Annotated in this window: 7 protein-coding genes and 4 pseudogenes; 1 reads left to right on the top strand and 10 read right to left on the bottom strand. The window is 53.1% G+C overall.

What is annotated here, in order from left to right:
- Positions 1-71: 71 nt before the first annotated feature.
- The gene (locus tag BLJAPNOD_RS27760; protein ID WP_115422197.1) at positions 72-323 is read right to left on the bottom strand and encodes a DUF6429 family protein; all 252 of its coding nucleotides are present in this window, start codon (positions 321-323) and stop codon (positions 72-74) included.
- On the opposite strand from BLJAPNOD_RS27760, the pseudogene BLJAPNOD_RS27765 reads away from it, so the two are divergent.
- A pseudogene (locus BLJAPNOD_RS27765) lies at positions 256-531 on the top strand (IS110 family transposase); the annotation flags it as partial. The gene BLJAPNOD_RS27760 and the pseudogene BLJAPNOD_RS27765 sit on opposite strands and share 68 nt — an antisense overlap.
- 302 nt (positions 532-833) lie before the next feature.
- Here BLJAPNOD_RS27765 and BLJAPNOD_RS27770 read toward each other — a convergent pair.
- The 9 genes and pseudogenes from BLJAPNOD_RS27770 to BLJAPNOD_RS36490 all read right to left on the bottom strand — a co-directional run.
- The gene (locus BLJAPNOD_RS27770) at positions 834-1,067 is read right to left on the bottom strand and encodes a DUF6429 family protein (protein ID WP_115422198.1); all 234 of its coding nucleotides are present in this window, start codon (positions 1,065-1,067) and stop codon (positions 834-836) included.
- Between the two features lie 80 nt (positions 1,068-1,147).
- Positions 1,148-1,903: a class I SAM-dependent methyltransferase gene (locus BLJAPNOD_RS27775; RefSeq protein WP_115422199.1), complete on the bottom strand. Its 756-nt coding sequence runs from the start codon at positions 1,901-1,903 to the stop codon at positions 1,148-1,150.
- A 329-nt stretch (positions 1,904-2,232) separates the two neighbouring features.
- Positions 2,233-3,177 carry a hypothetical protein gene (locus BLJAPNOD_RS27780; RefSeq protein ID WP_115422200.1) on the bottom strand — a complete coding sequence of 315 codons (945 nt, stop codon included), beginning with the start codon at positions 3,175-3,177 and terminating at the stop codon, positions 2,233-2,235.
- A complete protein-coding gene (locus BLJAPNOD_RS27785; RefSeq protein WP_115422201.1) occupies positions 3,177-4,577 on the bottom strand; it encodes a hypothetical protein in 1,401 nt (466 codons plus the stop codon). Before BLJAPNOD_RS27785 ends, BLJAPNOD_RS27780 begins: the two co-directional genes overlap by 1 nt.
- 11 nt (positions 4,578-4,588) lie before the next feature.
- Positions 4,589-5,716, bottom strand: coding sequence for a glycosyltransferase (locus tag BLJAPNOD_RS27790; RefSeq protein ID WP_147294597.1), 1,128 nt, complete (start codon positions 5,714-5,716; stop codon positions 4,589-4,591).
- A gap of 206 nt (positions 5,717-5,922) precedes the next feature.
- A pseudogene (locus tag BLJAPNOD_RS27795) lies at positions 5,923-6,246 on the bottom strand (transposase); the annotation flags it as partial.
- A gap of 42 nt (positions 6,247-6,288) precedes the next feature.
- Positions 6,289-6,759 (bottom strand): annotated as a pseudogene (locus BLJAPNOD_RS27800) (IS66 family transposase zinc-finger binding domain-containing protein); the annotation flags it as partial.
- Between the two features lie 48 nt (positions 6,760-6,807).
- Positions 6,808-7,164: an IS66 family insertion sequence element accessory protein TnpB gene (tnpB, locus tag BLJAPNOD_RS27805; protein WP_057220208.1), complete on the bottom strand. Its 357-nt coding sequence runs from the start codon at positions 7,162-7,164 to the stop codon at positions 6,808-6,810.
- A pseudogene (locus tag BLJAPNOD_RS36490) lies at positions 7,161-7,249 on the bottom strand (IS66 family insertion sequence element accessory protein TnpB); the annotation flags it as partial. The gene tnpB and the pseudogene BLJAPNOD_RS36490, both read right to left, overlap by 4 nt.

The raw sequence follows: 7,249 nt of genomic DNA on the forward strand, positions 1-7,249 counted from the left end.
AAATATCTGCAGAAAACACTTGCAAGTGGGAGCCGTCCACATATGGCAATGGAAGACACACAAAGGGACGGCTATTGCGGCGGCCGCGTAAACAGCTCCCGGAACAACGCTTCCGAACGCTCCAAGCCTTCATCGGTCAGGATCAATGACTTCGACTTGTTGACAGGGTCGCCGATCAAGCCCTTCTTGTGAAGCCGATCCGTCGTTGCCCAGTCGAAGCCCTTCCAGGCACAACGCTCGTTATGCAGCGTCAGCCATAACACCGCAGGCAAGGTCAGGCTCGGGGTGATCACCCGAGCCGGCGACGAAATGCTCAGGAGCATATTGGTGGTTGGCGCAACTGCCCTTCTTCAGCATGTCAGAGCTGGTAGAAGCAGACATGCTTCCCGATGGCTGATCGAGCTTTTGCAAAGGAAGAAGCCGAAGCTGGTCGCGGTGGCGCTCGCCAACAAGATCGCTCGTATTGCCTGGAAGCTTATGGTGAGCGGCGAAACATATCGGCGACAGGAAGGACAAACACTGGCAGCATAGCAGATTAGCCATCACGGCGGGCATGATATGAATGCAACCGTGTTGGGCTGATGCTGTGAACTTGCAAGAGAAAGCAGATGGTGCGATCGATCCGAGACGCGTGACACTCCGTCATTGCCAGTGGCCATTCTAAGCCGATGCCTTGTTAGGAACACGCGTTGCGGAAACCATCTTGGCCAGTGGTCATGTGCGACCACACCCAAAGGCCGCACATATGGAAGCAAGCGATCCGATCGAAAATATCTGCAGAAAACACTTGCAAGTGGGAGCCGTCCACATATGGCAATGGAAGGCACACACGGCTATTGCGGCGGTCGTGTAAACAGCTCCCGGAACAACGCTTGCGAACGCTCCAAGCCTTCATCGGTCAGGATCAATGACTTCGACTTGTTGACTGGGTCGTCGATCATCCCCTTCTTGTGAAGCCGATCCGTCGCTGCCCAGTCGAAGCCCTTCCAGGCACAACGCTCGTTATGCAGCGTCAGCCATAACAGCGCCAAGACGGCATCGTCGATCTTGTCCTCATCGATCTCCATGAACCGACGTTACCACGCGCGGCGCTCAAAATCCCGCGGCCCCGCTCGGATACATACGTCCAATTTGAAGGTTCAGTTTGTCATGCAGACGATGACGCCTTCAGATTAGGCAATATGCACCGATACACGCCAGTGCAACCGTAGACCCCCACAAATTCGAAATGATTGGGGTCTAGCGCATCCTCGATCGCGGCTTGAACGCCATACTCCTCTCCAACTTCACCAAGACCTGTGCGGCGGCTATTGCGCGGGTCATTGTAATCGTGAAATACGCAGAACGCGCCCGGAAGCATGAGCTCGCTGAGCCTTCGACACGCCTTAACCATGTGCTCGTACGCATGGGAATGATCGATGAACGAGAAGCCAAATTTTCTCCCTTGCGCGACAAGGCTCAAACACGTGGTATTCGCGTCACCGACAGCAAAGCGGACGTCACTGACTACTTTTCTTTCGCTGAGGTGCTGTTTGGCAACGTCCGAGATCTCTCTGGACAACTCCATTGTAACAATCTCACCCTGACGGAAGGAATTTTTCATCGCGTTGGCCAAGATGAATGTAGAAAGACCGCGATTAGTGCCAAACTCAAGAATATCGCCTTCAGCGAACCTGCCCAGCTCGTATAATTTTAGGGCATCTTCTCGTCGCAGCCAGCCCGGAATCCCGATATCGATGAGGCTTCCCTTCAGCCGAGAAGTCCCGAGGAACTCGTGAAAATCATCAACAAACTCCCCGGCAAATGAATAGTTAGGGGCATACCCACAATTGGTCTGAGCCTGTCCTACAGCGATAGCCCTGTCCTGATGAAGTGCTATTAAGTGCGACAAGTTATGCTCCATGTCTCTACTTAAAAATTTGAAAACTTGGTTTCCTTCGGTACAACGGCTGGCAAGCGTTTGAATCTGTGCAGAAACCAATTGCCAGTAAACGCGACGGAAAAAAGAAGCTAAAGAGGAACTCGTGGCACATTTCCGGTGGTTTGAAGAGGTTAGGTTTTGCTATTGGCTAAGACGCAGAAGCGAAAATGACTGCGTCTGAGATCAACATCCCCACATTGCAAGCCGCCTTGCGAGAATGAACATCTAACCTCCTTCTGAAGAAGGTACATGTTTTGCAATTCCTCCGCCCCGCAACCTCCGACACTTGCTCCGTCTCGTAAGCCGGAGGATCAACGCGCCCACCATCTCTCTAAGATGCCGAAGATCTGCTTGCCTCTGGGGAGCAGATTGACCTTCTTATGTGAAAAATTAGTCAACATGGCTCTTTGCTGCCTATCTGCGCATACAACCGCCAACACTCGCAATGCCTGCTTGTCATCCTCCTGTAGGCCATCGGCATGAATATCAAAGCCGAACCCTTGAAATGGATTCTTGGAAGTTAGGGAATATGCTTCGATAACGTCTGGGCGTTTCACGCTGCATGGAATCAACGGCGACATCAACATATCGCCCTTCACCAAGCCGACTTGGGGTCGTGCGTCCATAAGGTGCTGATCGAAACACCATCCTCTGACAGTAACCCGCCCCTGAGAAATCTCAATCCGATCCACGTGCAATTGAATATTGTTGACGAGATCAAATTCCTCCCGTCCAGCGACTTCTGCCGTAGTGGCCTCCGGATGAAGCAGGAACAACTTTTCCCCGTTTAGCGCTACTTTCGTCGCCGCAACTGCGGGACCTCGCGTGCCAGATATCGCAGTCGGAACGTGGATCATACCACCGCCGTCCATCACGAAGAGATCAATGCTATCGCCAGGGTAGACATCGAATTCGGTATTCGCGTCAATCCGAAAGCCATAATGGTCGTAGTCCAAATGGAAGACTCGACGCACATCCGTCCGCAAGACAGGCTTTCCAGAACCGATAATACGACCGTCTAACGCCAGATAGATTCGCTTTATCGGTTGCTCACTATCTCTGCAAAATGCCCAACCCTGCACTTCAATTTGCTTGCCGTTGGCTTGGCACCTATCGATATGTATCCTGATATTGCTCCGAGCTGATTTAGGTATCGAAACTGCGTCAGCACCGACTGCAACTACTAGCTTTCCATCCGTTTCAACGACGGCCGGCTTTTGCTCCAAACTTGCGTCGAGCTTGAATATATGACGCATTAGCCCAGGACTCCAGAAAGCTTTCGTTTGGCTTGACCTGTCTTGTTGCCGACGGTCATTTGTCTCGTTAACTCGGTCTGCGACCAAGTTGACCAAGATACGTTGCCCACCATTTCCCGGAGCCAATCCTCATTATGGGCGCCGTTGTTATCGAAACCACTCCACATTTCAGCTCTTTGTACGAGTTCGGTGCCCAGCCTTCTGCACAATGGAAACGCACAAGCCAGCATATAGGTCGTAACCAAGCGCGAGCGCTGTAACCAATGTGCCCTCGTATCCATATCAAGCCGACTACTGATTGCCTCAGAGAGCGAAGGCAGAGCATCGGCCGGGGCATAGCAGGCTAGTCCCAACACCACAGACAAACGCCCCATTAGCATCGCTTCGAATCCAACACTGCTATTGTTAGTAACCACCAAGTCAACCGCATCAAGCATCGGAAGGTAGTCGGACGCTGGAGAGCCCGCCTCCAATGCTAAGACGCTGGGGTTACCTGAGTACTTCCTGAGGCAATTTCGTTGAACGTTCATCACATAGCCGCCGCGCTGAACTGCACTCGGGTGCCCCTTCAAAATCACTCTATAACCCGCCTCTAAGAGGGGCTCGACGGCAGCTTGCGCAAAGCTCTCCACATCACGAAACCGTGAATAGATCAACTGATTTGCATCGTCGGCTAACTGAAGCGGCACGAGAGCCACCGGCCCCGGACGTGCAACGAATTCACGAACATCCGAGGACATCGTCCGATACCGCGCCTGCGGGATCACTGCACTTTGTTGGCCAGGCGAGAGCTCCTCATTCAGCAGAACCGGAAGCGCTGCTGAAGGAAGGTCACACATCATATCTGTCAGCGCTGACATGTTTAGCTTTGTTGTGCTTGAGGAACCGTTGACGCCGAGCGGATCGACAAGCAACGCGTTTGGGAATGGAGCGCGCATACTCGCAAGCTCCACATAAACCTGTTGGATGCCGTTTGCTTCAGCGAACAATTTCACAGCAGCATTCTCGCCCCATGAAACTATTACGTCAAAATCGAACTCAGTTTCTTTTATCCGCTTCAAGATAGAGTAGTATAGCTTGGCGATTTCACTATCCGGGTTCCTCATTAGTTCAACCCAATCAGTCATGCCGTGAAACTTCCACATACGCGCAGCATCTTCAATTGCTGCGCGCTCTGCTTTCGATGGTTGAAGGATCAACGGCCATTCACTGAAGAAATCTGGGAAACTCAACCCGCCTACAAAGTGATTGGCAAAGATTCTTGCGTCGACGCTCCCGAGCCTCTCATTGTCGTTGTGATAGATTTCTGTGACGATTGAGCGAAATTGCTTAAACGGCAATTGGTGTGCGAAGAAAGTATCCCGCACGCCATGGGGTTCAACGTAGAACAGTATTTTCATTCGAACTAGTCCTAGCGGCTTTCGGTGCCAAAACACCGGAATTCAACGCTTGAAGCGTGCGCTCCCGCCGTTCCGGAGACCGCCGGGCGCTTCAGCCATTCATCAATACCGATGAGAAGTTTCTGAGCTTCGCCAATCGTGCTAAAATTTTCACGGAGACGGTGTTGTTGTGCAGCCGCAATATCAGGACCGCTCGGCAGTTCCAAGGCCTCTGCGAGCTTCTGCTCCCAGTCGGTTTGCTGAGTAGCTGGCAGCAACCTCTCGTCGGCGACCCGCAATATGTCAGGAATGGGCGTCGCGACACTCGCTGCGCCCACGGCGCTGGCCTCCAGGTACTTGATACCCGACTTTCCGGCCGTAAACTCATCCATAGCTAGCGGCGCGACGGTCACACAGCAGCTGGCATAGGCCATTATCATTTGCTGATAGGTCATCCTTGGGGATGTGACAACGCGCCCCGTACTCTTCAGAACGGGCGGCACCTCAACCGTTTCGACACAGAAAAACTCGGCATCGCATTTCACTATTACGTGCGCGATCTCGCGGGCTACACGTGCAAGATCGATGGAGTGTGCAGCGCCACCAGCAAAATAGCCGACGCGACGCGGCACACGCTCTACAATCTGATCAACGGAAGCAATACGGGCGAACTCCAAGGCTGCTGGCGACAGCGCATTATACAGCACATGCACCGAACAATCAGGCTGAGACGCTGTTATTGAATCACGCATAGAATCTGTCGAAACGATAAATCTATCGAAGAAATAGAAAGCTTGCGCATAATTATAAGGTCGGCTGTCGAGAATTTTTTTCTGCGCTACTCCCTGACCTCTGAAATTAGTGTGCCGCAGCAAGCCAATATCAAAGAATAGATCGTCATATGAGGCCGCATATACCGCACCTGTCGCTTCGACCTGATAGAAAAACCTTACGAATTCGTCCGAAAATTGTGGTCGAAAGAATATTACCACGTCGTAATTATTCTTCGTATCCAAAACTTCAGTGAAATGCTCGACGCTGACTTGATGGCCCAGCCGCCTCAGTGCTTCAGCAGGTTGATAGCAGCGATACCAAACTGAAGGGTCCGCATAAATCCGCTCTTTTGGGTAACTACTCCAAACAGCAAAAAGTATATTCACTCGATCTTCCTCTTTTGTGAAAATCAGGGAATTAAATAGCTAACGCCACTATACTGACCGCAGTATCAGGCAAACCGATGGTTGTGAGACGCACAATTAATAGATCACAGAGTTCCGCTAACAAAAACCAAGCCTGCCGACAAGGCCATTTCAGTCAAAAATCCCGTAACAGCGTAGTTACGATAATTCCCTAGAGCGCATCCATTTCACTCGGGGTCATATCCACATGCCTTGAAGTAATTGGCACACTCATGGGGTTTGAAGAGCGCATCGATCTCGCCGACCGTATCCCAGAGTGCTTCAACAGTGCGCTTTGCTCTGGCTCGCAGGAGGGCCTTGAGCTTTGAAAAGGCCTTTTCGATGGGGCTGAAGTCAGGGCTGTAAGGCGGGAGGTAAAGGAGCTGACATCCCGCACTTTCAATAGCCTGCCGCACGCCGTCGGCTTTATGTGCAGGCAGGTTGTCCATCACAATAATGTCGCCGGGCGTCAGCGTTGGAACGAGAACCTGTTCGACGTAGGCGCGGAACACGATACCGTTCGTGAGCGCAACGAATGGCCCACGGCTTTTGTGAATGGCATTCTCGCATGCCCGGCAGGCATAGCGTGGTCGGGTCGTCCGCTTCACCCGGACAACGGCAGGCACGATGTCGAGCGCCTCGCTGACGTCCGTTCCGATGCAATGAAGCTCGAACGAACAGCAGGGGCAGACCTTGCTCTCCGGCTCGATGAGCTCGTCATAACGCGGAAGGTGCTTGGGCAAGTGGCCGATATTGCGAGCTGGCGATCGCCGTGCCTGCGTTTTGTATTCACCGACCGGCGCGACATCGTCATTGGCAGCAACGGGAATGTCGCTCAGATCGCCAAGGTCAAGGATCGCCTGTGTCGGATCGATGGTCGTCATCTTCTCCGATTTCGTCCCAAAAAGCTGGCCCTCAAGGAAGGCCACGCGCGCCTTAAGGTCGGCATTCTCTTCGTTGAGCGAGAGAATGATCCGGGTCAATTGCGCAGCGTCCTGGGGCAAGGGATCGTGTCGAAGCGGCATGACGGATCCTACCACGAAGGCCGGAATCATCAAGCAAAACCAATAGGATCAACCTACTTTCAAGGGGCGTTTTACCGGGTTCTGCTTCACCCTTGTCCAGTCAATGCCGGCCAGCAGAAGCGAGAACTCTTCGCGCGTCATCTGCATGGCGCCACCGCGGATCGGCGGCCAAACAAACTTGCCCGCCTCAAGCCACTTCGTCGCCAGGATCATGCCGGATCCGTCCCAATAAATGCAGCGAAGTCGATCGAGACGCTTGGCGCGGAACACGAACACGTCGCCGCAATACGGATCAGCCGCAAGCGCCGATGCCACCAATGCCACCAGGCCATTCATGCCGCGCCGGAAGTCGACAGGCTGCGTCGCAACCATGATCTTCACTCCACCAGGTGAAAGTCCGATCACCGGCGACCCCGCAACGCCGCCACGATCGCTTGCGCCAACTCGGGCGCCACCGTACCGATCACGGTCATGTGCGCGCCAGCAATCT

The organism is Ensifer sp. M14 (genome assembly GCF_003355565.1).
GTDB lineage: Bacteria > Pseudomonadota > Alphaproteobacteria > Rhizobiales > Rhizobiaceae > Ensifer.

What these genes read in the sequence shown, in the direction of transcription:
- BLJAPNOD_RS27775 (WP_115422199.1), bottom strand. Translation starts at nt 1,903, where the DNA reads ATGGAGCATAACTTGTCGCACTTAATAGCACTTCATCAGGACAGGGCT.
- BLJAPNOD_RS27760 (WP_115422197.1), bottom strand. Translation starts at nt 323, where the DNA reads ATGCTCCTGAGCATTTCGTCGCCGGCTCGGGTGATCACCCCGAGCCTG.
- BLJAPNOD_RS27785 (WP_115422201.1), bottom strand. Translation starts at nt 4,577, where the DNA reads ATGAAAATACTGTTCTACGTTGAACCCCATGGCGTGCGGGATACTTTC.
- BLJAPNOD_RS27780 (WP_115422200.1), bottom strand. Translation starts at nt 3,177, where the DNA reads ATGCGTCATATATTCAAGCTCGACGCAAGTTTGGAGCAAAAGCCGGCC.
- BLJAPNOD_RS27770 (WP_115422198.1), bottom strand. Translation starts at nt 1,067, where the DNA reads ATGGAGATCGATGAGGACAAGATCGACGATGCCGTCTTGGCGCTGTTA.